This window comes from Xanthobacter lutulentifluminis (genome assembly GCF_043194675.2).
Taxonomy (GTDB): Bacteria; Pseudomonadota; Alphaproteobacteria; order Rhizobiales; family Xanthobacteraceae; genus Xanthobacter.
In genome coordinates this window covers 809,225-832,808 of sequence record NZ_CM195525.1, presented here as the reverse complement: position 1 = coordinate 832,808, position 23,584 = coordinate 809,225, and the positions used below count along the sequence as shown (strand labels likewise).

The 23,584-nt window shown below is 70.8% G+C and carries 20 protein-coding genes; 8 read left to right on the top strand and 12 right to left on the bottom strand.

Annotated features, from left to right (window positions below):
- Positions 1–105: 105 nt before the first annotated feature.
- From V5F49_RS03785 to V5F49_RS03775, 3 genes are all read left to right on the top strand, one after another.
- Positions 106–984 (top strand): S49 family peptidase, encoded by an 879-nt coding sequence (locus V5F49_RS03785; protein WP_394114514.1) that lies wholly within the window; start codon positions 106–108, stop codon positions 982–984.
- Positions 985–1,065: 81 nt separating this feature from the next.
- Positions 1,066–2,736 (top strand): NAD+ synthase, encoded by a 1,671-nt coding sequence (locus tag V5F49_RS03780; RefSeq protein WP_394114515.1) that lies wholly within the window; start codon positions 1,066–1,068, stop codon positions 2,734–2,736.
- 134 nt (positions 2,737–2,870) lie between these two features.
- A complete protein-coding gene (locus V5F49_RS03775) occupies positions 2,871–5,684 on the top strand; it encodes a DUF2339 domain-containing protein (RefSeq protein ID WP_394114516.1) in 2,814 nt (937 codons plus the stop codon).
- Positions 5,685–5,696: 12 nt separating this feature from the next.
- Here V5F49_RS03775 and V5F49_RS03770 read toward each other — a convergent pair whose 3' ends face one another.
- Both V5F49_RS03770 and V5F49_RS03765 read right to left on the bottom strand, forming a co-directional pair.
- Positions 5,697–6,029 carry a YnfA family protein gene (locus V5F49_RS03770; RefSeq protein WP_394114517.1) on the bottom strand — a complete coding sequence of 111 codons (333 nt, stop codon included), beginning with the start codon at positions 6,027–6,029 and terminating at the stop codon, positions 5,697–5,699.
- Positions 6,030–6,042: 13 nt separating this feature from the next.
- Positions 6,043–6,924, bottom strand: coding sequence for a 4-(cytidine 5'-diphospho)-2-C-methyl-D-erythritol kinase (locus tag V5F49_RS03765; RefSeq protein WP_394114518.1), 882 nt, complete (start codon positions 6,922–6,924; stop codon positions 6,043–6,045).
- Between the two features lie 320 nt (positions 6,925–7,244).
- Here V5F49_RS03765 and V5F49_RS03760 point away from each other — a divergent pair, with 320 nt between their 5' ends.
- The 3 genes from V5F49_RS03760 (at position 7,245) to V5F49_RS03750 (ending at position 12,026) form a co-directional block, all read left to right on the top strand.
- Positions 7,245–8,984, top strand: coding sequence for a tetratricopeptide repeat protein (locus V5F49_RS03760; RefSeq protein ID WP_394114519.1), 1,740 nt, complete (start codon positions 7,245–7,247; stop codon positions 8,982–8,984).
- A gap of 106 nt (positions 8,985–9,090) precedes the next feature.
- Positions 9,091–10,788: a formate--tetrahydrofolate ligase gene (locus V5F49_RS03755; protein WP_394114520.1), complete on the top strand. Its 1,698-nt coding sequence runs from the start codon at positions 9,091–9,093 to the stop codon at positions 10,786–10,788.
- 71 nt (positions 10,789–10,859) lie between these two features.
- Positions 10,860–12,026 (top strand): acetyl-CoA acetyltransferase, encoded by a 1,167-nt coding sequence (locus V5F49_RS03750; RefSeq protein WP_394114887.1) that lies wholly within the window; start codon positions 10,860–10,862, stop codon positions 12,024–12,026.
- A 54-nt stretch (positions 12,027–12,080) separates the two neighbouring features.
- On the opposite strand, the gene V5F49_RS03745 is transcribed toward V5F49_RS03750, so the two are convergent.
- Both V5F49_RS03745 and V5F49_RS03740 read right to left on the bottom strand, forming a co-directional pair.
- Positions 12,081–12,848, bottom strand: coding sequence for a DUF1223 domain-containing protein (locus V5F49_RS03745; protein ID WP_394114521.1), 768 nt, complete (start codon positions 12,846–12,848; stop codon positions 12,081–12,083).
- A gap of 116 nt (positions 12,849–12,964) precedes the next feature.
- Positions 12,965–13,333 (bottom strand): gamma-butyrobetaine hydroxylase family protein, encoded by a 369-nt coding sequence (locus V5F49_RS03740; RefSeq protein WP_394114522.1) that lies wholly within the window; start codon positions 13,331–13,333, stop codon positions 12,965–12,967.
- A 202-nt stretch (positions 13,334–13,535) separates the two neighbouring features.
- Between V5F49_RS03740 and moaA the strand changes: the two genes are divergently transcribed.
- The gene (moaA, locus tag V5F49_RS03735) at positions 13,536–14,582 is read left to right on the top strand and encodes a GTP 3',8-cyclase MoaA (protein ID WP_394114888.1); all 1,047 of its coding nucleotides are present in this window, start codon (positions 13,536–13,538) and stop codon (positions 14,580–14,582) included.
- 329 nt (positions 14,583–14,911) lie between these two features.
- Positions 14,912–15,877, top strand: a complete 966-nt coding sequence (locus V5F49_RS03730) for a DMT family transporter (RefSeq protein ID WP_394114523.1) — start codon at positions 14,912–14,914, stop codon at positions 15,875–15,877.
- 258 nt (positions 15,878–16,135) lie between these two features.
- On the opposite strand, the gene V5F49_RS03725 is transcribed toward V5F49_RS03730, so the two are convergent.
- The 8 genes from V5F49_RS03725 to V5F49_RS03690 all read right to left on the bottom strand — a co-directional run bounded on the left by V5F49_RS03725 (position 16,136) and on the right by V5F49_RS03690 (position 23,534).
- Complete coding sequence (locus V5F49_RS03725) at positions 16,136–16,324, bottom strand: hypothetical protein (protein ID WP_394114524.1); 189 nt, start codon at positions 16,322–16,324, stop codon at positions 16,136–16,138.
- 300 nt (positions 16,325–16,624) lie between these two features.
- Positions 16,625–17,680: a sulfate/molybdate ABC transporter ATP-binding protein gene (locus V5F49_RS03720; RefSeq protein ID WP_394114525.1), complete on the bottom strand. Its 1,056-nt coding sequence runs from the start codon at positions 17,678–17,680 to the stop codon at positions 16,625–16,627.
- Entirely contained in the window at positions 17,677–18,582 is a 906-nt protein-coding gene (gene cysW, locus V5F49_RS03715; protein WP_394114526.1) for a sulfate ABC transporter permease subunit CysW, read from the bottom strand. The genes V5F49_RS03720 and cysW overlap by 4 nt, the downstream gene beginning before the upstream one ends.
- Positions 18,579–19,433, bottom strand: a complete 855-nt coding sequence (gene cysT, locus V5F49_RS03710) for a sulfate ABC transporter permease subunit CysT (RefSeq protein WP_394114527.1) — start codon at positions 19,431–19,433, stop codon at positions 18,579–18,581. Before cysT ends, cysW begins: the two co-directional genes overlap by 4 nt.
- A 128-nt stretch (positions 19,434–19,561) precedes the next feature.
- Complete coding sequence (locus tag V5F49_RS03705) at positions 19,562–20,572, bottom strand: sulfate ABC transporter substrate-binding protein (RefSeq protein ID WP_394114528.1); 1,011 nt, start codon at positions 20,570–20,572, stop codon at positions 19,562–19,564.
- Between the two features lie 115 nt (positions 20,573–20,687).
- Complete coding sequence (locus V5F49_RS03700) at positions 20,688–21,392, bottom strand: phosphoadenylyl-sulfate reductase (protein ID WP_394114529.1); 705 nt, start codon at positions 21,390–21,392, stop codon at positions 20,688–20,690.
- Between the two features lie 5 nt (positions 21,393–21,397).
- On the bottom strand, positions 21,398–21,892 hold the full coding sequence (locus V5F49_RS03695; RefSeq protein WP_394114530.1) for a DUF934 domain-containing protein: 495 nt from the start codon (positions 21,890–21,892) through the stop codon (positions 21,398–21,400).
- Complete coding sequence (locus V5F49_RS03690) at positions 21,879–23,534, bottom strand: nitrite/sulfite reductase (protein ID WP_394114531.1); 1,656 nt, start codon at positions 23,532–23,534, stop codon at positions 21,879–21,881. The genes V5F49_RS03695 and V5F49_RS03690 overlap by 14 nt, the downstream gene beginning before the upstream one ends.
- Positions 23,535–23,584 lie beyond the last annotated feature (50 nt).

The window sequence follows — 23,584 nt, the reverse complement described above, 5'->3', positions numbered from 1 at the left end:
TCGCGACATGACACGTCCGCGCGGGCACATCCGCACGAGAAGCGGTTCCCGCGCCATCGGCGCCTGCGCCTTGAGCGGGGGCCGCGCGCGCCCTACATCTCAACTATGGCCGACAGTTTTCTCTCCTCCATTTCGCGCCGCGCCCGCGGCATCCTGCCAAAGTCCTGGCGCAAGGACGTGCCCGTGGTGCCGGTGGTGCGGCTTTCCGGCGCCATCGGCATGGCCTCGCCCTTCAGCCGCAGCATGTCGCTCGCCAGCACGGCGCAGGCGCTGGACAAGGCGTTCGCGCTGAAATCGGCGCCGGCGGTGGCGCTGCTCATCAATTCGCCCGGCGGCTCGCCCGTGCAGTCGCACCTCATCTTCCGCCGCATCCGCGCGTTGGCGGAGGAGAAGGGCAAGCACGTGTTCGCCTTCGTGGAGGATGCGGCGGCCTCGGGCGGCTACATGATCGCCTGCGCCGCCGACGAGATCTTCGCCGATCCCTGCTCCATCGTCGGCTCCATCGGCGTGGTGACGGCGGGATTCGGCTTCGATCGCGCCATCGAGAAGCTGGGCATCGAGCGCCGCGTCTTCACGGCCGGCGAGCGCAAGGTGACGCTGGACCCGTTCCGACCCACCCGCCCGGAGGATGTGGAGCGGCTCGACCAGCTGCTGAAGGAACTGCACACGGTATTCGTCGATCTCGTGCGCTCGCGCCGTGGCGACGCCCTTACCGAGACCGACGAGACGCTGTTCTCCGGCGAGTTCTGGCTCGGCACCCAGGCGGTGGGGCTCGGCCTCGTGGACGGGCTGGGCGACGTGCGCGGCATCCTGAAGGCGCGCTACGGCGAGGAGGTGCTGATGCCGCTGGTGCAGCGCCCTGCAGGCTTCCTGCTTCGCAAGCCCGGTGGTTTTTCCGTCTCCGGCGCTCTGGCGCAGGCGGCGGTGGACGGCGCCGTTTCGGCGGCCGAGGAACGCGCGCTCTGGGCCCGGCTCGGGCTGTGATCCCGCGGCGCCGCCCGGCGCCCGCATTACCTTGTTATTCTTGATATTTCATCCTTCCATTGCCACAGGTGACCTTGAGCCATGAACAGCGATGAGCCCGCCGACACCCTCTTCATCGCCGTTGCGCAGCTCAATCCCGTGGTGGGTGACGTCGAGGGCAATCTCGCCCTCGCCCGCCGCACCCGGGACAGCGCGCGCGCCGCGGGGGCGGACCTCGTGGTGTTTCCCGAGCTGTTCATCTGCGGCTATCCGCCGGAAGACCTGGTGCTGAAGCCGGCGTTCCAGCAGGCGTGCATGGAGGCGGTGGTGGCGCTGGCGGCCGAGAGCGCGGACGGCCCGGCGCTGCTGGTGGGCTCGCCCTGGGTGGAGGAGGGGCGGCTGCATAATTCCATGCTGCTGCTGGATGCGGGCGGCATCGCCGCCATCTGCCACAAGGTGGACCTGCCCAATTACGGCGTGTTCGACGAGAAGCGCGTGTTCGCGCCCGGCCCCATGCCGGGGCCCATCGTGTTCCGGGGTGTGCGGCTGGGTGTCCCGGTGTGCGAGGACATCTGGGGCGAGGACGTGGTGGAATGCCTCACCGAGACCGGGGCCGAGATCCTGATCGTGCCCAATGCCTCGCCCTATCGCCGCTCCATCTATGCCGAGCGCGAGAACGTGGTGGTGGCGCGCGCGGTGGAAAGCCGCCTGCCGGTGCTCTACGTGAACCAGGTGGGCGGGCAGGACGAGCTGGTGTTCGACGGCGCCTCCTTCGCGCTCAATCCCGACCGCACGCTGGCGCTGCAGTTTCCCGGCTTCATGGAGCGGGTGCGCCTCTCCCGCTGGGAGCGCACGGCGGAAGGCTGGAAGTGCCGTGGCGCCAACGTGGCCGACCGCATCGAGGGCGACGAGGCGGACTATGCCGCCTGCGTGCTCGGGCTGCGCGACTATGTGAACAAGAACGGCTTTCCCGGCGTGGTGCTGGGCCTGTCCGGCGGCATCGACAGCGCCCTGTGCGTGGCCATTGCGGTGGATGCGCTGGGGGCCAAGCGGGTACGCACCCTCATGCTGCCGTATCGCTACACGGCCGCGGAGAGCATCGAGGATGCTGCTGCGGCGGCCGCTGCGCTGGGCGTGCGCCATGACGTGCTGCCCATTGCGCCCGCTGTCGAGTGCCTCATGGCCGCGCTGGCGCCGCTGGAGGACGTGCCTGCCGCGGGGGTGACGGCGGAGAATCTCCAGTCGCGCGCCCGGGGCACGCTGCTGATGGCCGTCTCCAATGCCACCGGGGCGATGGTGGTGACGACCGGCAACAAGTCGGAGATGTCCACCGGCTACGCCACGCTGTATGGCGACATGAACGGCGGCTTCAACCCCATCAAGGACCTGTACAAGACGCAGGTGGTCCGCCTCGCCCGGCTGCGCAACCGGTGGAAGCCGCCGGAGGCGCTGGGCCCGGACGGCGTCGTCATTCCCGAACGGGTGATCGCCAAGCCCCCCTCCGCGGAGCTGCGCGAGGGCCAGACGGACGAGGACGCCCTGCCGCCCTATGGCGTGCTCGATGCCATACTGGAGCGGCTGGTGGAGCGCGACGAGCCGGCGGCGCGCCTGATCGCCGATGGATTCGACCCGGCCACGGTGACTCAGGTCGAGCAGCTGCTGGCGGCGGCGGAATACAAGCGTCGTCAGGCCGCGCCGGGGGTGAAGGTGACCGGGCGCAACTTCGGCCGCGACCGGCGCTATCCCGTCACCAACCGCTTCCGCGAGGGTTGAGCATCGCCGTGGCGTGTCCATGGTACCGCCGTCGCGTGCGTGGAAAACTCTTTTGAAATTGTGGACTTAAGCAGCATCGCCTAGGCTTGGCCCGCGCGGTGGGCTGGGCCGCCGCACCGGCTTGGGTGCGCGTGATGGATGGATGGGCGCTTCTTGTTCTGGCGGTCCTCGCCTTTCCGGTGATGGCGCTGGTGGCATTCGTGCTCGCCCTCGGCCATCGCGGGCGCATCCGGCTGCTGGAGGAGAAGGTGGCCTTGCTGGAGGCGGCAGCCGCGCGCGCCGGCTTCGCCCCGCTGCCCGAGGCCTCGTCCGGCTCGCCCTTCGCGCCGCAGCCGGTGCCGCAGGCGCCGCTCGTTCCCGACGTTCCCTCGCCGGACGGCCTCGCCGCGCCGTCACAGCCGCAGGAAACGGGCACTCCCGCCACGCCCCCGCCGCCGATGCCTCCCGGCGCGCCGGCCGCACCCCCGCCATGGCCGTTCGGCCGCACGCGGGCGCCGTGGCAGCACGCGCCCGCGCCGGAGCCGGGAGCGTCCGCGACACCGGCGTCCGACGCGGATGCACTGCCGCCCCCGCCGCCTGCGCCGCCGGTCCCGCTCAAGGAGCGTCTCGCCGGCTTCGAGGAGAAGGTGGGCGCGCGCTGGGCGGTCTGGGTAGGCGGCCTCGCCCTGGCGCTGGGCGGCGTCTTCCTGGTGCGCTTCGCCGTGGAGCAGGACCTCATCGGCCCCGCTGCGCGGGTGGGGCTGGGCCTGCTGCTGGCGGCCGTGCTGCTGGCCGGCGGCGAATGGCTGCGCCGGCGCGACCGCACGGACGGGTTTGCCGGCGTGCCGGCCGCGCATGTCCCGAGCGTGCTGACCGCCGCCGGCACCATGACCGCCTTCGGCAGCATCTATGCCGCCTATGAGCTGTACCATCTGATCTCGCCGCAGCTCGCCTTCGTGCTGCTGGCGGCGACCGGCGTCGCGACCCTGCTGGCGGCGCTGCTGCACGGCCCGGCGCTGGCCGCCCTCGGCTTCGTGGGCGCGGCGGTGACGCCGTTCCTCATCTCCACCGACGAGCCGAACGCCTGGGGCGTCGCCCTGCTGGTGGCCGCCGTGGCGGCGAGCGCCATGGGCGTGGCGCGGGTGCGCCGCTGGGCGTGGCTGGCGCTGCTCGCCACCGCGGGGGTCGTGGCCTGGGGCCTGACGCTGCTGGCGTTCGACGTGCCGCAGGCGGTGAACGCCTCCGGCGTGCTCGGCCTCGTGCTGCTTGCCCTCACCGCCGCGCTGCTCACGCCCGGGCTGCTCTGGGGCCCCTCCGGCGACGGGCGGCCGGATGCCGTCTCCTCCATCGCCGCGGCCGGCGCGGTGGTGCTGGCCGCTGCTGCGGCTGCGGCCGGCGAGGTGGCGGCCGGGCCGCTCGCCGTGTTCGTGGGGGCAAGCGTCTCCCTCATCGCGCTGGCGTGGCGGGCGCGGGCGCTCTCTTTCGCCATTCTCTCGGTGGCGCTGCTCGCGCCCGGCCTGCTGATGCTGTGGGAGTTCCCGCCGGACGCGGGTTCCGCCGTGGCACCGCCCGGGCCGGTGGCGGGCGCCGTGCCGGAAGCCGCGAGGCTGCCGCTCGGCCATTTCCTCGCCTATGGCTTCGGCATGGGCGCGCTGATGCTGCTGGCGGGCCTCGCCGGCGCGGCGCGGGCCGGGCGGGCGAAGGTGCGTGTCGCCTGGGCGGTCACCGGCACCCTCGGCCCGGTGCTGCTGACCATCGCCGCCTATGCGCGCCTGACCGATCTCGACCGCAGCCTGCCGTTCGCGGCGCTGGCGCTGGCGCTGGCCTTCGCCTTCACCGTTGCCGCCGAACGCCTGTCGCGGTCGGAGCGGTCCCATGGCGCCACCGTGTTCGCCGCCGGCGCCGTGACGGCGCTCGCCCTCGCCCTGACCTTCGCGCTGGAGAAGGGCTGGCTGACGGTGAGCCTCGCGCTCGCGGCCTGCGGCGTCGCCTGGATCTCCACCCTGCGGCCGCTGCCCGGGCTGCGGCAGTTCTCCGCTGCCCTCGCCCTGGTGGTGCTTGGGCGCGTCATCTGGCTGCCCACCATCGCCGGCGTCGATCCGGGGTCGACGCCCATCTTCAACTGGCTGCTGTGGGGCTATGGCGTGCCGATGCTGGCGTTCGCCGGGGCGGCGGCGCTGCTGGCGAAGGGCGGGGACGACTGGAGCCGGCGGGTGCACGAATGCCTCGCGCTGGTGTTCGCCGTGCTGCTCGCCACGCTGGAGGTGCGCCACCTCGCCCACGGCGGCGACATCTATGCCGAGAGCACGCGCCTGTTCGAGACGGGGCTGCTCGCGTGCATCTACGGCGCCTATGCGGTGGGCCTCGCGCGGCTTGCGGCGGTGACCGGGCGATGGCTCTACCGCGCCTTCTCCGATCTGGTGGCGGTGCTGGCGGCGGTGTGCGCGCTGAACGGGCTCGGCGAGCACAATCCGTTCGCAACCGGGGAGAGCGTCGGCGGGCCGGTGTTCAACGACCTGCTCATCGCCTATGCCCTGCCGGCGGTGCTGGCGCTCGCCTTCGCCGCGCTCCAGCCGATCGGGCGCCCGCGCGTTCGCCTTGCGGCCCGCGGCGTGGCGGTGGTGCTGGCGCTGGCCTATGTGACGTTCGAGGTGAGCCGCCTGTTCCAGGGCCCGATCCTCGATCCGGAGGCCATCACCTCGGCCGAGTGGTACGCCTATTCGGCCGCCTGGCTGGTGTTCGGCATGGTGCTGCTGGCGATCGGCCTGTGGCGCGGCTCGCGCACGCTGCGGCTGGCCTCGGCGGCGGTGATGGTGGCCACCGTGCTGAAGGTGTTTCTCTCCGACATGGCGGATCTGGAAGGGGTGCTGCGCGCCCTGTCCTTCATCGGCCTCGGGCTGGTGCTGGTGGCCATGGGCTGGGTCTACCAGCGCCTGCTGGCGCGCGGCGCGGCCGCGAAACCGGAGTAGCGCGCGGCGCCCTCAGCCGCGCGGGCCGAGCACGATCACCGCCGCTCCGGCGAGGCACAGGGCCGCGCCGGCGGCGTCCCAGCGGTCCGGCCGCACGCCTTCCACGCCCCACATCCAGGCGAGGGAGGAGAGGATGTAGATGCCGCCATAGGCCGCGAAGGCGCGGCCCGCCGCCTCGGCCTCCACGAAGGTGAGGGCATAGGCGAAGGCCGCGAGGCTCGCGAGCCCGGGCACCAGCCACCACGCCGAGCCGCCGAGGCGCACCACGTGCCATATGGCGAAGCAGCCGGCGATCTCGCCCAGGGCGGCCAGCAGGAAGGCGGGCAGGGTGGCGGGCAGCAGCATGGGGTCCTCGCGGTCAGCGCAGGACGGTGGGCTTCACCCACCATCGAGGCTCGACGGCTTGCACGCGCCGTGCCAGCGCGGCGGCCGCCCGGCAGGAGGCGGCGAGCGCGAACACCGTGGCGCCGGAGCCGGACATGCGGACCAGCAGCGCCTCGGGCGCGGCGGCGAGCACATCCAGCGCGTGGCGGATCTGCGGGGCGACGGCGATGGCCGGCGGCTCCAGATCGTTTGGCTGGGCGCCGACGAACGCGCGCAACGCGTCCGGGTCGGTCGCGATCTCTGCCGGCAGGCCGGCCGGATGCTCCGGCCCCGGCAGCGCCGCGCCGGGAAACAGGCCGAGGGCGCGGAACACGCCGGCGGTGGGCACCGCCACGCCGCAATTCACCAGCACCGCCGGCAGCGGCGGCAGTCCGAGCGGCGGGGAAAGGAGATCGCCCACCCCGCGCATGATGCGTCCGCGCGGATCGAGGCACACCGGCACGTCCGATCCGGTGGCGCGGGCGGCGGCGAGCAGGCGGGGGTCATCCGTTGCAAGGCCGTTGAGCCGGGCCAGCAGCCGCAGGGCGGCGGCGGCATCCGAGGAGCCGCCCCCAAGCCCGGCCGCCACCGGCAGGCGCTTCAGCAACGAAAAGGCGCCGAGCCGCAGGCCCGGAACGTCGGCTGCCAGGGCGCGGGCGGCGCGCAGCACCAGATTGTCGGCGTCGGGACCCGCCGCGCTGGCGGTTGGGCCACCCACTGTCAGCGCGAGGGGGAGATCGGGCGTCAGGGTGAGGACATCGGCCGCGCCGGCGAACGCCACCAGACTCGCGAGATCGTGATACCCGTCCGCCCGGCGACCGACGATGCGCAGGGTGAGGTTGATCTTGGCCGGAGCCCGCGCGCGCAGCATGTCCATGGCGCGGCTTATGCCTTGCCCTCGCCGGCCGGGCAAGGCAGCGAACATCCCGCGGCGAGCGGTGTGCGGTGCAGCAAGCATGGCGCCGGCACGTCCCGTCTGGCTGACGCAGCGGCGGGAGGGCGGCGGGCCTTCGGCATCGCGCCGGCGGTGCCGGTTGGCCCTGCGGAAGGCGCCCCGTCCGCCGGCGGGAACGACGGGCGGCGGGCACCCGCGGCGCGGGAAACTTGCGGTGCCACAGGAAAGCCGCCATCCTCGCGCCATCTCGCCCGCCGAACACGCGCTCGAACTGCGGGCCCGCATTTCAGGACATACGATCGGTGACGACTGCACGCCCCTTCTTCTCCGTGGCCATGGCGGCCGGCTTCGCTGCGGTGCTCCATCTTGCGGCGACACCGGCCCGCGCCGAGGCGGTCCCCGACGTGGACAGCTCGCTTGCGGGCAACTATCTCGCCGCCCGACTGGCGAGTTCCGAGCGCGATTCGGATGCGGCCGTCACGTACCTGCGCAACCTCATGCGGCTCGATTCCCGCAACGAGGAGGTGGTCGAGCGCACGTTCTTCGCCATGCTCATGGACGGCGAGATCGATGACGCCATGAAGCTGGCCGACCGGCTGGTGAAGACCGACCGCACCCACCGCATCGCCCGGCTGGCGCTGGCGGTGCGCTCCATCAAGAAGGGCCATTACCAGACCGCCCGCACCAACCTCGCCCTCTCGGTGCGGGGCCCCATCGGCGATCTGACCGCGACCCTGCTGGCGGCCTGGACCTTCTACGGCTCCGGCAACACCAAGGGCGCGGTGGAGCTGATCGACCGCCTCGAGGGGCCGGACTGGTACACCCCGTTCAAGGACCTTCACGCCGGCCTCATCCTCGATGCCGCCGGGCTGAAGAAGGAAGCCGGCAAGCGCCTTGAGCAGGCGGTGAAGGACGATCCGGCCTCGCTGCGCGCGGTGGACGCCTATGCCCGCTGGGCCTCGCGCAACGACAGCCTGAATGCCGCGCTCGCCGCCTATGCGGCGTTCGACCGGCAGCTGCCCAACCATCCGCTGGTGGCGCAGGCCATCAAGGAGCTGAAGGCCGGCAAGAACCTGCCGCCGCTCATCAAGACCGCGCAGGAAGGCTCGTCGGAGGTGCTCTACGGCCTCGGCGCCACGCTCGGCCGGCAGGGCGGCGAGGATCTGGCCCTCGTCTATCTGCAGCTCGCCATCTGGCTGTATCCCGAGCACCCCTTCGCCAGCCTGACGCTCGCCGATCTCTACGAGCAGCTCAAGCAGCCGGCCAAGGCCATCGAGGTCTACGAGACGGTGCCGGAGACCTCGCCGCTCAAGCGCAATGCCGAGGTGCAGCTGGCGGTCAACCTCGACGCCACCGACAAGACCCAGGAAGCGCGCGCGCATCTCGACAAGATGATCGCCGCCGATCCGAAGGACATCGAGGCGATCGTCGCGCTCGGCAAGATCCAGCAGACCCGCAAGATGTTCGCCGAGTGCGCGGACACCTATTCCAAGGCCATCGCCCTCATTCCGCAGCCCTCGCGCGGCAACTGGGCGCTGTTCTACTTCCGCGGCATCTGCAACGAGCGGTCCAAGAACTGGTCTGGCGCCGAAGCCGACCTGAAGAAGGCGCTGGAGCTGAACCCGGACCAGCCCCATGTGCTCAACTACCTCGGCTATTCGTGGGTGGACCAGGGCATCAACCTGGACCAGGGCCTCGACATGATCCGCAAGGCCGCCAAGCTGCGGCCCGACGACGGTCCCATCGTCGACAGCCTCGGCTGGGCCTATTACCGCCTCGGCCGCTACGACGAGGCGGTGACCGAGCTGGAGCGCGCCATCGAGCTGATGCCGCAGGATCCGGTCATCAACGACCATCTCGGCGATGCCTACTGGAAGGTCGGGCGCAAGCTGGAAGCGAGCTTCCAGTGGGCCCATGCCCGCGACCTGAAGCCGGAGCCCGACGACCTCGTCAAGATCGTCCAGAAGCTGGACAAGGGTCTCGACGCGGTGGACCAGCCGGCCCCCGTCCGCAAAGCCGAGGAACAGCAGAAGGGCGGCTGATCCTCTTCCGGCATCGAGGGCAGGGGACGCATGCCCCCCGCCCTTCCCGGAGCGCTTTCCTCGCGCGGCCGGACCCGATAGGGTCTCGCCGTCCGGGGACCGCTTCATGCACGAGACCACTGCCCGCCCGCTCGATCCCACCTCCGACGCCGCCATCGCCGCAAGCGTCCAGCCGCTGCCCATCGCTGCGGTGGGCGAGCGGCTCGGCATCCCGGCCGATGCGCTTTTCCGCTACGGGCCGCACAAGGCCAAGGTGGCGCTGGATTTTCTCCGCGCGCTGGAGGACCGACCGCGCGGCCGTCTCGTGCTCGTCACCGCCATCAATCCGACCCCGGCGGGGGAGGGCAAGACCACCACCAGCATCGGCCTCGCCGACGCGCTGGCGCGGATCGGCACCCGTGCGGCGGTGTGCCTGCGCGAGCCCTCCCTCGGCCCGGTGTTCGGCGCCAAGGGCGGGGCCACCGGCGGCGGGCATGCCCAGATCATCCCCATGCAGGACATCAACCTGCACTTCACCGGCGATCTCCACGCCATCACCGCCGCCCACAACCTGCTCTCGGCGCTGATCGACAACCACATCCACTGGGGCAACGCCCTCGATCTTGATGCCCGCCGCATCAGCTGGCGGCGGGTGATGGACCTGAACGACCGGTCGCTGCGGCAGATCACGGTCGGCCTCGGCGGGCCGGCCAACGGCTTCCCCCGGGAGGACGGCTTCGACATCACGGTGGCGAGCGAGGTGATGGCCATCCTGTGCCTCGCCTCCAGCCTTCAGGACCTGGAGGAGCGGCTCGGCCGCATGGTCATCGGCCAGACGCGCGGGCGCCGCATGGTGCGGGCGGAGGAGCTGAACGGCGTCGGCGCCATGGTGGCGCTGCTGCGCGATGCCTTCCAGCCCAACCTGGTGCAGACCATGGAGGGCACGCCGGCCTTCGTCCATGGCGGCCCGTTCGCCAACATCGCCCACGGCTGCAATTCGGTGATGGCCACCAAGGCCGCGCTCGCGCTCGCCGACGTGGTGGTGACGGAGGCCGGATTCGGCGCCGACCTGGGGGCGGAGAAATTCCTCGACATCAAGTGCCGGCAGGCGGGGCTCACCCCGTCCGTGGCGGTGGTGGTGGCCACCATCCGGGCGCTGAAGATGCACGGGGGCGTGCCGCTGAAGGCGCTCGGCGCGCCCGATCCCGCAGCGGTCGCGCTCGGCTGCGGCAACCTTTTGCGCCACGTGGACAATCTGGCGAAGTTCGGGCTGCCGGTGGTGGTGGCGCTGAACCATTTCTCCGGCGATACGGACGGGGAGATCGAGGCGGTGCGCGCCGCCCTCGCGCCGCTGGGCGTCAACGTCCACGTCTGCCGCCACTGGGCCGAGGGCGGGGCTGGAGCGCAGGCGCTGGCGCGCGAGGTGCTGGCGCTTTCCGCCGGTCCGTCGCGCTTCCGCACGCTCTATCCCGACGACATGCCGCTCGCCGCCAAGATCGCCACCATCGCCCACGACATCTACCGTGCGGACCGGGTGGACATCTCGCCCACCGCTGCCGCGCGGCTGAGGGAGTTCGAGGCCGCCGGCTTCGGCGCCCTGCCGGTGTGCATGGCGAAGACGCAGTATTCCTTCTCCGCCGATCCCGCCCAGCGCAACGCCCCCACCGGCCACGTGCTGCCGGTGCGCGAGGTGCGGCTCTCCGCCGGGGCGGGGTTCGTGGTGGCGCTGGCCGGCGACATCATGACCATGCCGGGCCTGCCCTCGCAGCCCGCCGCCGAGCAGATCTTCGTCATGCCGGACGGCTTCATCGCCGGCCTGTCCTGACACCTGCGCCGGTCCGCCGGCCCCACACAAAAATGCAGCGGCCCACGCCGCCGGGAGGAAGACACATGGAGATGAAGGCCGCCATCGTCGGCTGGGCGCACTCGCCCTTCGGCAAGCTGGAGGACCCGGACACCGAGGCGCTGATGGCGCGGGTCGCCGGCGCCGCCATCGAGCATGCAGGCCTGTCGCCGGAGGATGTGGATTCCATCCACGTGGGCGTCTTCAACGCCGGCTTCCAGAAGCAGGATTTCCAGGGCGCCATGCCGGCGCTGTCGGTGCCGGGCCTCGCCCATGTCCCGGCGGTGCGGGTGGAGAACGCCTGCGCCACCGGATCGGCCGCAATCCATTCCGCGCTCAATTTCATCGAGAGCGGGCAGGGCCGCATCGCCCTCGTGGTCGGCGCCGAGAAGATGACGGCGAAGCCCACAGCCGAGGTCGGCGACATCCTGCTCAACGCCTCCTACCGCAAGGAAGAGGCGGACATCGAGGGCGGCTTTGCCGGCGTGTTCGGGCGCATCGCCCAGACCTATTTCCAGCGCTACGGCGACCGCTCCGAGGAGCTGGCCCGCATCGCCGCCAAGAACCACAAGAACGGCGTTTCCAATCCCTATGCGCAGATGCGCAAGGATTTCGGCTTCGAGTTCTGCAACACCATCTCCGAGAAGAACCCCTATGTCGCCGGCCCGCTGCGCCGCACCGACTGCTCTCTGGTGTCGGACGGGGCGGCGGCGCTGGTGATCGCCTCCGCCGATGTGGCCGAGACGCTGGCGCGGGCCGTCGGCTTCCGGGCGCGGGCGCATGTGAATGACATCATGCCCATGTCGCGCCGCGACCCCATCGCCTTCGAGGGCGCCCGCCGCGCCTGGGCCAAGGCGCTGGAGCGCTCCGGCCTGACGTTGGACGACCTCAGCCTGGTGGAGACCCACGACTGCTTCACCGTGGCCGAGCTGATCGAGTACGAGGCCATGGGCCTCGCCAAGCCCGGCGAGGGCTACAAGGTGGTGCGCGAGGGCATCACCGAGAAGACCGGCAAGCTGCCGGTGAACCCCTCCGGCGGGCTCAAGGCCAAGGGCCACCCCATCGGCGCCACCGGCGTCTCCATGCACGTCCTCTCGGCTATGCAGCTCATGGGCGAGGCCGGCGACATGCAGATCGACGGCGCCAAGGTCGCCGGCGTCTTCAACATGGGCGGCGCGGCCGTGGCGAACTACGTGTCGATCCTCGAACGGCTGAAGTGAGCCGCAGCCTCCGGAACGGATGATTGGGCGGGCGGTCCCTCGGACCGCCCGTTTTCAGTCCGTTGCTGCAGCCAGAATCGGCCCGCCGGCGGGCGCCTGCACCAGGATGGCGGTGCGCAGGCCCGGCGCCGTTTCCGGCCGGGTGAAGCGGGTCCGCGTGCCGTTCCAGCTGCCGAGCCGCTCCAGGCGGCGCACCACCCGGGCGTGAGGCAGGGTGCGGCCGGCATTCTCGCCGCGGGCGATCGGCACATCGATCACCCCCGGCTCGTACTCGGCGAGCCAGACGTCGGCGGGCGTCGTGGGCGCGGTGCCGGCGCCGACGGCCACCTCGCGCGCGGCGATGGTCACGTCCGGTCCTGCCAGCGGCTCTGCGGCGCTGATGGCCCGCTCCACCTCCGGAAGGCTGTTGCCGACCCGGCTGAGGCGCCCGTTCACCACCATCTGCGGCGTGAACGGCCCGCGCTCGCCGAGCATGGGCTCGTAGATGTACTGGCGCTGGGTGAACTCCGGCTTGCCGAAGGTGTCGCGCCAGCCGAGCCGGTCCCAGTAGGTCACGCTGAAGCTCAGCGCCAGCACGTCCGGACGCCGGGTCAGGGTGATGAGGTTGGCATCCGCCGGGGGACAGGACGAGCAGCCCTGGCTGGTGAACAGCTCCACCACCGTGAGCCGCTGGCTGCGTGGCGCGGCGGCGGCGCGCTCCGGGGCGAGGAGGCCGGCGGCCAGGAGCGCGGCCGCGCCCACGGCAGCGATGCCCAGGGCGGTGCGAGACGGGCGAGCGGGGTTGAGGGCCGGGGAGGGGAGGGCGGTCGGGGTCTCTGCCATGGGCGTCTCCATGCGGGGACGCGCCTGCGCGCGAGCTGCGACGCGGTGCCGTCCCGCTCCTCCTTCGTGCGGCGGGGCCGGCCGGTTACGCGCTCACGGCATCGTGCGCCGGCGCCTCACCCCCGCGAGAGGCCGCGGGCCTCCAGCGCCTTGAGATAGGCGCCGAACTTCTCCTCCTGCTGCGTCCCGTAGGCGTGCAGCAGCTCCCAGGTGTAGATGCCGGTAGAATGGCCGTCGTCGAACACGAGACGCACCGCATAATTGCCCACCGGCTCCACCTCGACGATGCGCACCGCGCGCTTGCCGGGGATGAGCTGCTTTTCATCCGGCTGGTGGCCCTGCACCTCCGCGGAGGGGCTTTCCACCCGGAGATATTCTGCCGGCAGCGTGAAGCGGGCGCCGTCCTCGAAGGTGACCGCGAGGGCATGGCGCTCGTTCACCACACGCAGCTCGGTGGGCCAGGGGGCAGAGGCGGGGCTGGACATCTCGTTCTCCAATCGCACGCTCGGGCGGGCCACACGGCGATGTGTATGGCGCGCGGGCCTGTTCAGGGCCGTGTTGCATACGATATATTGGGACCGCGCCGAAGCCCGCGCGCTGCCGCACCCGCGGCGCGCTCGGGGCGAGACCGGCGGCGCAGCCGGCGCATCGGCGGGGCGGAGACGACGGAGCAGACGCGTGAGTGACGTGTTGAGGGATCTGATCGACAGGCCGGGCGCGGCGGCCACCGGCACGGCCGGGCCGCTGGTGGATACCTTCGGCCGCGCCGTCACCTATCTGCGGGTCTCTGTCACGGACCGGTGCGACTTCCGCTGCGTTTACTGCATGTCCGAGCACATGACGTTCCTGCCCAAGCAGGATCTGCTCTCGCTCGAGGAACTGGACCGCCTGTGCAGCGCCTTCGTGCTGCGCGGCGTGCGCAAGCTGCGCCTGACCGGCGGCGAGCCGCTGGTGCGGCGGGATGTGATGACGCTCTTCCGCAGCCTCTCGCGCCATCTGGACAGCGGCCGCCTCGACGAGCTGACGGTGACCACCAACGGCTCCCAGCTCGCCCGCCACGCGGCCGACCTTGCCGCCTGCGGGGTGAAGCGCATCAACGTCTCCATCGACACGCTGGACCCGGCGAAGTTCCGCGCCATCACCCGCTGGGGCGACCTTTCCAAGGTGCTGGAGGGGGTGAACGCCGCGCGCGATGCCGGCATCCGCGTGAAGATCAACGCCGTCGCGCTGAAGGACGTGAACGAGCACGAGATCGCCTCCATGATGGAATGGGCCCATGGCGAGGGCCACGACCTGTCCCTCATCGAGGTGATGCCGCTCGGCGAGGTGGGCGAGGAGCGGGTGGACCAGTATCTGCCCCTGTCCGCCGTGCGCGCGCGGCTGGAGGAGCGCTTCACCCTCACCGACATCGCCTATCGCACCGGCGGCCCGGCGCGCTACGTGGAGGTGAAGGAGACCGGCGGCCGGCTCGGCTTCATCACGCCGCTGACCCACAATTTCTGCGAGGGCTGCAACCGCGTGCGCGTGACCTGCACCGGCACCCTCTTCATGTGCCTCGGCCAGGAGGACGCCGCCGACCTGCGCGCACCGCTGCGCGCCTCCCAGGATGATGGGCTGCTGCACCGGGCCATCGACGAAGCCATCTTCCGCAAGCCCAAGGGCCATGACTTCGTGATCGACCGCACCACCCGCCAGCCGGCGGTCGGGCGGCACATGAGCACCACCGGCGGCTGATCCCGTCGCCGATTGCGGCGACGCGGTGGCAGGGCCATGCCGCACGCGGGGGACTCGCCTGCCAGTTCCCGCATTTGCGCAGGACGGGATTTACTGTCCTTAGGGTAAACCTGCCTCATTCAATCGATGAGAGCGGGCCGGTGCCCGTTCCTGCGGAGAATCCGGGAGGTCCCGGTGGAGCGGTGCGCCATGACGCGAGGCGATGCGGTGCGGCCCGGTGCGATGCCGGGGACTGCCGTATGTCACGCATCCGCGGCAGGCGCCGCCCTGTTCTCCCGGCCGTCGCGCCCGGCCTGTCGCGCGGCGGTGCCCCCCAGGGAGTGCGCCCGATGAATGCCGCCGCCGCCCGCATGCTGCCCGCCAGCGTCAAGGGCGTGATCGCCATGGCCGCCTCCATGGCCATGTTCGTCACCCACGACACCTTCATCAAGCTGGCGGTGCGGGAGCTGCCCGTGGGCGAGGCGCTGGGCCTGCGCTCGCTGCTCGCCGGCCTCGTCCTCCTGGTGCTGATCGCCCGCTCGGGCGACCTGCCGGCGCTGCGCTATGCGTTCCACGGGCGGGTGGTGACCCGCTCGCTGCTCGATACGCTCACCACCTTCGCCTACGTGGCGGCGCTGGCGGTGATGCCCATCGCCTCCTCCACCACCATCTACATGGCGGCGCCGCTCGCCACGACCGCCCTCGCCGTGCCGCTGCTGGGCGAGAAGGTGGGCTGGCGCAGCTGGTGCGCCATCATCATCGGCTTCATGGGCGCGGTGATCGTGACGCGGCCCGAGCCGTCCACCTTCGAGATCGTGGCCCTGCTGCCGCTGCTCGCCGCCCTCACCGGCGCGGTGCGCGACGTCTCCACCCGCCGCATCGGCATGGAGATTCCCGGCGCGGTGGTGGGCTTTTCCAGCACCCTTGCATTGTGCGTGACGAGCCTCGTGTTCGCCTTCTCCGAGCACTGGGTGGTGCCCTCGCTCGCGGTCTCGGCCTACCTTGTGGCCGCAGGGCTGTTCTTCGCGGCGGCGACGCTCCTTCTGGTGTTCGCCTTCCGCAATGCTCCGGTCGCCTCGGTGTCGCCGCTGCGCTACCTGCTCGTGCTGGGGGCGCTGGTCTCCGGCTATTTGGTGTTCGGGGATCTGCCCGATGCCTGGACCACCATCGGCATGGTGCTGGTGGTGGGCGCCGGCCTCTATGCCCTGCGGCACGAGCACCAGAAGAGCCGGGCTGTGCGCTCCGCCGCCGGCGCCGCCACCGTCACCTCGGGCACCGGGCGCGCCGTGCCGGCCTGCGCGCCGTCCCACGACTGAGCCAGACGCGGGTCATCCGGCGTCGGGTCAGTCTGTCGCGGAGGGACGCCCGGCAGGGAACGGCACGTCTTCCGTGGACGTCTTCCCGGGTGAGTGGATCGGCGCCTCATCGATCGCGATGGCCGCAGCGGACGACCGCCAGCTGAACGGACACAACCCTCCCCAGCGGAGACGTGCAAGGCGGCCGGAGGCAGGGAGGCCGCCGCGGAGGTTTCCCCGGAACGCGGCATCTGGCGGGAGAGGCCGACCCAGGCGTGCCTAATCGGCCCTGGGGCGATAGGCGCCGGTCACGGGATCGCGTTCCAGCCTGATGGGGGCGGGCTCGTCGGGGGCAGGGGCGCGGTGGCGGTCGAGGGCGGCGTTGATGCGACGGGCCTCGGCGGCGATGACCTTCACCACGGCTGCTGCGCCGAGCGCGCCCAGAGCGACGACGACGATGGGTGGCACTGTCCCGACTCCCTTGCGATCCCGAGGCACACGCATTCTTTCACCATGCGCGCATGGCGAAAAGGCGTCAGGCACGGTGCCCCCGGTGACCTCGGTGACCTCGACGCGATCGCGCCACCCGGCCGGTCGCGTCCCGGTGCCCGGGCAAGGCCATGTGCCGTCAGGCGCCCGTCGAACTGCCGTCAGGCGGCGGTCGAACCTGCAGTCAGGTGCCGGCCTGACGCGACTCATCCGGGCAGGTCGCCCGAATGGCAGCCGGACCGGGCCGCTCCGAGCGTCCCGACGCGGCAGGCGCGCCGTTCAGCGGGCGGGCTGGGGGAACACCTTGTAGCGGCGCGGCACGAGGCCGACGCGGGTGCCCGGCTCCAGCGTGCGGCCATGGGGCACCGCCGCTTCCACCACCACCGGGCCGGCGCCGGCGTCGGACAATTCCACATCGGCCCGGCGCGTGGGGCCGAAGGTGCGCACCGCCAGCACCTTGCCGGCGAACGGCGTCTCGTCCGGCTCGGCCAGCTCCACCTCGTGGGGACGGGCGAGGATGCGGGCCGGGCCGTCCGCCACGCCCTGCGGATCGAGCCCCAGCGCATGGCTGCCGAAATAGAGCGCGCCGCCGCGCACCTCGCCGGGCAAAGCGATGGTCTCGCCGATGAAGTCGTGCACGAAGGCGGTGGCCGGGTTGTCATAGACCTCGGCCGGGGAGCCGACCTGCTCGATCTTGCCGTGGCCCATCACCACCACGCGGTCGGCGAGCTCCAGCGCCTCCTCCTGGTCGTGGGTGACGAGCACGGAGGTGACGGGCAGCTCCTCGTGCAGGTGACGGAGCCAGCGGCGCAGCTCCTTGCGCACCTTGGCGTCCAGCGCGCCGAACGGCTCGTCCAGCAGCAGCACGCGCGGCGAGATGGCGAGCGCGCGGGCGAGCGCCACGCGCTGGCGCTGGCCGCCGGAGAGCTGGGCGGGGTAGCGCTCGGCCAGCCAGTCGATCTGCACCAGCGAGAGCAGCTCGTTGACCTTCTCGCGGATGGCGGCTTCCGGCAGCTTGTCCGCGCCGCGCCGCACGCGCAGGCCGAAGGCCACGTTCTCGAACACGTTCATGTGCCGGAACAGGGCGTAGTGCTGGAACACGAAGCCCACGTTGCGCTCTCGCACCGAGCGGGAGAGCGCGTCCTCGCCGTCGAAGCGCACCTCGCCGGCGTCGGGCCATTCGAGGCCGGCGATGATGCGCAGGAGCGTGGTCTTGCCCGAGCCGGACGGGCCCAGCAGGGCGACGAGCTCGCCCGAGCGGATGGTGAGGCTCACATGGTCGAGCGCGGTGAAGGTCTTGAAGCGCTTGGTGACGCCGACGACGTCGATGGTCATCTGTCTTCCTCGGCGAGGCGGTGTTCCAGGATGGTCTTGGCGATCAGCGTGACGAGCGCCAGCAGCGCCAGCAAAGACGCCACCGCGAAGGAGGCGACGAACTGGTACTCGTTGTAGAGGATCTCGATGTGCAGCGGCATGGTGTTGGTGACGCCGCGGATGTGCCCCGACACCACCGACACGGCGCCGAACTCGCCCATGGCGCGCGCGTTGCAGAGCAGGACGCCGTAGAGCAGCGCCCATTTCACGTTGGGCAGCGTGACCCGGAAGAAGGTGGACAGGCCTGAGGCGCCGAGCGAGATGGCCGCCTCCTCCTCCGCCGTGCCCTGCTCCTGCATGAGGGGGATCAGTTCGCGCGCGACGAAGGGGAAGGTGACGAAGATGGTGGCGAGCACGATGCCCGGCAGCGCGAAGATGATCTTGATGTCCCACGCCTGCAGCCACGACGCGAACAGCCCCTGGGCGCCGAACAACAGCACGTAGATGAGGCCCGCCACCACCGGCGACACCGAGAACGGCAGGTCGATGAGGGTGATGAGCAGGCTCTTTCCCGGGAACTCGAACTTGGCGATGGACCAGGAGGCGACGAGGCCGAACAAGAGGTTCGCCGTCACCGAGATGGCGGCGACGATGAGGGTGAGACGGATGGCGGCCAGCGCGTCCGGCTCGATGATGGCGGCCACATAGGCGGCCCAGCCGCGCTTCAGGGCCTCGTAGAACACGCTCACCAGCGGCAGGCCGATGAACAGGCCGAGGAAGGCGAGCGCCACCACGATGAGGGCGATGCGCACGGCCCGCGGCTCGGTATGCACCGGACGCGGACCGTGGTTGGCGTAGATGGTTGACTGGGCGAGGGCGGAGGGCAGGCCCTCGCTGGCGCCGGCGTGGTCGAGCGCGTTCATGCGTTGCGGCCCCCGCGCGTCTCGGCCCAGCGCTGGAGCCGGTTGATGATGAAGAGCATGACGAAGGAGGCGAGCAGCATGACCGTGGCGATGGCGGTCGCGTCCGCATAGCGGAACTCCTCCAGCCGGATCACGATCAAAAGCGGCGCGATCTCCGAGACGCCGGGCAGGTTGCCGGCGATGAAGATGACCGAGCCGTACTCGCCCACCGCGCGGGCGAAGGCGAGGGCGAAGCCGGTGAGCAGCGCCGGCCAGATGGAGGGCAGCACCACCTTCACCAGCGTCTGCACGCGCGAGGCGCCGAGGCTGGCGGAGGCCTCCTCCAGCTCCTTGTCGAGATCGGCCAGCACCGGCTGCACCGTGCGCACCACGAACGGCAGGCCGATGAAGATGAGCGCCACCAGGATGCCGAGCGGCGTGAACGACACCTTGATGCCCAGCGGCGCCAGCAACGAGCCCACCCAGCCGTTCTCGGCATAGAGCGCGGTCAAGGCGATGCCGGCCACCGCCGTGGGCAGGGCGAAGGGAATGTCGATGAGGGCGTCGGCGACGCGCTTCAGGGGAAAGTCGTAGCGCACCAGCACCCACACCACGATGGCGCCGAACACGGCGTTCACGGCGGCGGCCGCCAGCGAGAGGCCGAACGAGATCTGCAGCGCATGCAGGGTGCGCGTGGCGGTGACGATGGCGATGAAGCGGTCGAACGTCAGCTCGGACGTCTTGATGATGAGCGCCGACAGGGGCAGCAGCACGATGAGCCCCAGCCACGTCAGCGTGAGGCCGAGCGTGAGCCCGAAGCCGGGGAGGACGCTCTTGTGCCGGAAGGCGATGCGGACCGGAGTGGCGCTCATGGCTTGCGGTTCAGTTCAACGTTGGGCCGGATCGACGTTGACCCGGGCGAGTGAAAGCCCGGCGGCCGCTTCTTCCGCGCGGTTCAGGCGCGGAGGAAACGGCCGCCGGGGCGGAAATGTGGGCCGGCTCAGTTGCCGGTGATCTGGTCGAAGACGCCACCGTCGGAGAAGTGGGTCTTCTGCGCCTTCTGCCAGCCGCCGAACACCTGGTCGATGGTGAACAGCGAGACGGGCGCGAACTTGTCCTTGTAGGCGGCCGCGACCTTCTCGTCACGCGGACGGTAGTAGTTCTTGGCCGCGATCTCCTGGCCTTCCGGCGTGTAGAGGAACTTCAGGTAGGCATCGGCGATGGCGCGGGTGCCCTTCTTGTCCACCACCTTGTCCACCACGGCGACCGGCGGTTCGGCCAGGATGGAGAGGGAGGGGGTGATGATGTCGAACTTGTCGGGGCCAAGCTCGTTCACCGAGAGATAGGCCTCGTTCTCCCAGGCGATGAGCACGTCGCCGATGCCGCGCTCCACGAAGGTGACGGTGGAGCCGCGGGCGCCAGTGTCCAGCACCGGGGCGTTCTTGAACAGGGCCTGCACGAATTCCTTCGCCTTGGCCTCGTCACCGCCGCTCTTCTTCAGCGCGTAGCCCCAGGCCGCGAGATAGTTCCAGCGGGCACCGCCGGAGGTCTTCGGGTTGGGGGTGACGATCTTGATGCCGGGCTTCACCAGGTCGTCCCAGTCCTTGATGCCCTTCGGGTTGCCCTTGCGCACCAGGAACACGATGGTGGAGGTATAGGGCGCAGCATTGTCCGGCAGGCGCTTCTGCCAGTCGGCGGCGATCAGTCCCTTCTCGGCGATGGCGTCGATGTCGTAGGCGAGGGCGAGGGTCACCACGTCCGCCTCGAGCCCGTCGATGACGGAGCGCGCCTGCTTGCCCGAGCCGCCATGCGACTGGTTGATCTTCAGCGTGTCGCCGGGGTGCGACTTCAGCCACTCGGCCGAGAACGCCTTGTTGACGCTCACATACAGCTCGCGGGTGGGGTCGTAGGAGACGTTGAGCAGCGTCGTGTCGGCCGCTGCGGCGACCCCGCCCGAAAGCGCCAGCGCGGCGAGCGCGAAACCGGTGCGCAGGAAGGTGCGGCGAGACATGAAAACCTCCGGCGAAAGCTATCCGTCAAACGGATCATTCGTTCGATGAACCGAACGATGGCACCGCCCTCCCGGCAGGTCAAGTCATATCATCACAAAATCGATGGAATTAAATCTAAATGCCATCGCCGAAATGGATACCGCACTCCGTCTTGGCCTTGCCGCGCCAGCGGCCGGCGCGCGGGTCCTCGCCCGGCTTCACCCGCGTGGTGCAGGGCATGCAGCCGATGGAGGCAAACCCGTGCTTCTCCAGCGGGTGCCGGGGCAGGCCGTGGGCGTCCATGTAGGCGAGGAGGTCATCCCGGCCGAGGGCGGCCAGCGGGTTGAACTTCACCCGCGGCCCGTCCTGCTCCACGAACGGAATGTCGGTGCGGGTCGTCGCCTGATAGCGCTTGCGGCCGTTGATCCAGGCGGCATAGGGGCCAAGCGCGCGGGCCAGCGGCTCCACCTTCCGCAGAGCGCAGCAGGCGTCCGGGTTCTCGGCCCACAGGGCGCTGTCCGCATCGTGCGCGGCGAGCGCAGCCGGATCGGGGGAGAAGGTCTGCACGTTGGTGAGGCCGAGATGCTCGGCCAGCGCGTCCCGGTACGAGAGGGTCTCCGCGAACAGGTGGCCGGTGTTGAGGAACAGCACCGGGGCCGCCTTGTCCACCTGCGCCAGCATATGCAGCAGCACCGCCGATTCCGTGCCGAAGGACGACACGGCGGCGATCCGGCCGGGGAAGGCATCCAGCGCAGCGGCGATGATCTCCACCGGGGAGGCCTCGCGCAGGCGCGCGTCCAGCGCGGCGACATCGAGAACAGGGCGGTCCATGGCGTTCATGGCGGTCATCCCCGCGCGGCCGTGCGGGCGTCGCGGACGGTGGCGCGCCGGTCGCCCGTGGGCTGGTAGAAGACGGAATAGGTGGCGATGGCCTTGCCGAAGGCGTCGGCGTCCGCCTGCTTCTCCAGCGCGAAGGCATCGAAGCCGGCGCGCACCATCATCAGCACCTGGTCGCGCAGCACGTTGCCGGTGGCGCGCAGCTCGCCGCGGAAGCCGAAGCGCTCGCGCAGCAGCCGGGCCTGGCTGTAGGCGCGCCCGTCGCGGAACTTGGGGAACACCAGCGCCACCAGCGACAGCCGGTCGAGGTAGGGCGCAAGCTCGGCCACGTCGCGGTTGTTGGGCCAGAGCACGCCCAGCTCGCCGTTGCGGCCGGCGAGGGCGGGCCCCTCCGCCAGCAGGCGCTCGGCGGTGACGATGACCGCGCCGTCGGGCAGCGGCTCGCCGTCGGCCACGGTGACGAAAGGATCCGCGGCGGCCGCGCCGTTCTTAACGAGGGGCATAGGCGCGCTCCTTGAAAGGCTCGATGCCGAGGCGCTGCACCGCGGCGATGAAGGTCTCGGACGGGGACTTCCGCAGGTCGAGATAGGTATCGACGATGCGTTCCACCACATCCACGATCTCGCTCTCGGGCACGGCGGGGCCGATCAGCTCGCCGATGCGGGCCTTGGAATTGCCCTTGCCGCCGAGGGTGATCTGGAAGAACTCCTCGTCCTTCTTCTCCACGCCCAGGATGCCGATGTGCCCCACATGGTGGTGGCCGCAGGCATTGATGCAGCCGGAGATGTTGAGGTGCAGCCGGCCGATGTCGGCGATGCGCGCCTCGTCGGCGAAGCGCTCGGTGAGCTTCTGCGCGATGGGGATGGAGCGCGCATTGGCGAGCGAGCAATAGTCGAGGCCGGGGCAGGCGATGATGTCCGTCACCAGCCCGACGTTGGGGGTGGCGACGCCGATCTCCCGCAGCTTCGCCCACAGGGCCGGCAGGTCCTTCTGGCGCACGTGGGGCAGGGTGAGGTTCTGCTCGTGGGCGACGCGGATCTCGCCATAGCCATACTGGTCGGCGAGGTCGGCGATGGCGTCCATCTGGTCGGCGGTGGCATCGCCGGGCGGGGCGCCCACTGGCTTCAGCGACAGGGTGACGATGGCATGGCCCGGCACCTTGTGGGCGTCGACGGAATTCGAATACCAGCGGGCGAAGGCGGCATCACCCTCCAGCGCCGCCGTGAGCTCCGCCGGATCGTCGGACAGCGCCGCGAAGGCGGGGGTGGCGAAGCGCTCGCGGATGGCGTCGAGGGCGGCATCGTCCAGCTTGAGGGCGCCGTCGCGGATCTCGGCCCATTCGGCCTCGACCTTGCGGGCGAACGCCTCCTCGCCCATCTCGTGCACCTGGATCTTGATGCGCGCCTTATAGATGTTGTCGCGCCGGCCGCCGAGGTTATAGGTGCGCAGCACCGCCTCCAGATAGGAGAGCAGGTCCTCCTTGGGCAGGAAATCGCGGATGGTCTTGCCCACGTAGGGCGAGCGGCCGAGCCCGCCGCCCACGATCACCTCGAAGCCGGTCTGACCGTCGCGGGTGTGCAGGCGCAGGCCCACGTCGTGCACGCGGATGGCGGCGCGGTCGCGGGCGGCGGCGGTGATGGCGATCTTGAACTTGCGCGGCAGGTAGGTGAACTCGGGGTGCAGCGTGGACCACTGCCGGATCACCTCGGCATAAAGGCGCGGGTCCTCCACCTCTTCGCGCGTGGCGCCGGCCCACGGGTCGGTGGTGGTGTTGCGGATGCAGTTGCCCGAGGTCTGCAGGCCGTGGATGCCCACCTCGGCGAGGTCGGCCATGGCGTCGGGCAGCTCGGCGAGCTTGATCCAGTTGAACTGGATGTTCTGGCGGGTGGTGAAGTGCCCGTAGCCGCGGTCGTACTTGCGGGCGACGCGGGCCAGCGCGCGCAGCTGCTGCGACGACAGGGTGCCGTAGGGAATGCACACCCGCAGCATGTAGGCATGCAGCTGCAGGTACACGCCGTTCATCAGCCGCAGAGGCTTGAACTCCTCCTCGTTCAGCTCGCCCGAGAGGCGCCGCGCCACCTGGTCGCGGAACTCGGCGACGCGCTCCTGGAGGAAGGTGCGATCGAACTCGTCATAGACGTACATGAGGCGTACTCGCTTGGGCGTGGCCTGTGAGGCTTGGCCTGTCGGGGCGG